The following is a 1271-nucleotide window of genomic DNA, read 5'->3' on the forward strand; positions in this document are numbered from 1 at the left end:
CTTGTCGGCGTCGAACTGGATCTTGCCGTCCGGGCCGTAGAGGTTGAGCATCGCGTTGAGGGCGTGGTAGTCCATGCCCTCGAATCGCGCCTCGCTCTTGAAACCCATGTCGGTCAGTGCTGATTCCACCATTGCTCCAGTCCTTCGCTCACGCGATCGACGTCTTCTGGCGTGCCGAAAAGTTCGAGCCGATACAGGTGCGGCACGTTGCACTTGCGGCTGATGATGTCACCGGCGAGGCAGAAGGCCGCGCCGAAGTTGGTGTTGCCCGCGGAGATGACTCCGCGGATGAGGCGTCGGTTCTTCTCGTCGTTGAGAAACCGGATCACCTGCTTGGGAACGGCGCCCTTCTCCTCGCCCCGCCCCTGGCCGCCCCCGTAGGTGGGGGTGACCAAGACGAAGGGCTCGTCGACCTGCGGCGGCGCGTCGTTCGCGTGAACGGGGATGCGCACGGCGCGCATCCCGAGCTTCTCGATGAACCGCGCGGTGTTGCCGGAGACACTCGAGAAGTACACGAGCAGAGGTGCCTGCGTTGCCGTCAGCACATCAACTCCTTCCCGTATCGAGTGACCCGCCGCCCGTGCGGCAGGTCGAGATCAGGCCAGGCGCGACGCGAGCTCGTTGATCTTGTCGGGACGGAAGCCCGACCAGTGGTCCTCGTCGGTGACGACGACCGGAGCCTGCAGGTAGCCGAGCGACTTCACGTGCTCGAGCGCTGCGGCATCCTCAGAGACGTCGAGAACTTCGTATTCGATGCCCTTCGAGTCCAGTGCGCGGTAGGTCGCGTTGCACTGGACACAGGAGGGCTTCGTGTAAACCGTGATGGCCATGTCGAGTGTGTTCCCCTTCAAAAGTCTTCGCTGTGCCCGACCTCACCGTGCCGGGAGTCCAATACTACATATGGGTGCCGACGTTCCGAAGCACCACTAGGGATAGTAGTTACATCCGTGTAGTTTTCCACCGCTCTCCCCATGTACAACACATGTTGTCCACCGTTTCATCCACAGGACGCCATCTTCGTCGAGGCGGATCCAGCCGCTGAATCACGCGGGTCTCGCCCCGCCGCGGCAGATCCATCCACAGGCACCACGCTACGGACCCCCTCCGACACTGAACATCCTGTGGACTCGCCGCCCCGGCGTGTCGCCGCGGGTCCCGGTAGCGTGGATACACGTGGCGGGATATCGGGACCTTCTGCGCAGTCCGGGCGTGGCGCGCATCATGGCGGCGCAGCTGACGGCGCGCTTCCCCAACGGCATGACGAGCCTGGC

At 63.7% G+C, this 1271-nt stretch carries 2 protein-coding genes; both read right to left on the bottom strand.

What is annotated here, in order from left to right; genetic code table 11:
• Positions 1-113: 113 nt before the first annotated feature.
• Entirely contained in the window at positions 114-545 is a 432-nt protein-coding gene (gene nrdI / locus NQ160_RS23875) for a class Ib ribonucleoside-diphosphate reductase assembly flavoprotein NrdI (RefSeq protein WP_257517468.1), read from the bottom strand.
• 51 nt (positions 546-596) lie between these two features.
• A complete protein-coding gene (nrdH, locus tag NQ160_RS23880; protein ID WP_257496167.1) occupies positions 597-830 on the bottom strand; it encodes a glutaredoxin-like protein NrdH in 234 nt (77 codons plus the stop codon).
• Between the last annotated feature and the right edge of the window lie 441 nt (positions 831-1271).

This window comes from Microbacterium sp. zg.Y909, from assembly GCF_024626565.1.

What these genes read in the sequence shown, in the direction of transcription:
- nrdH (WP_257496167.1), bottom strand. Translation starts at nt 830, where the DNA reads ATGGCCATCACGGTTTACACGAAGCCCTCCTGTGTCCAGTGCAACGCG.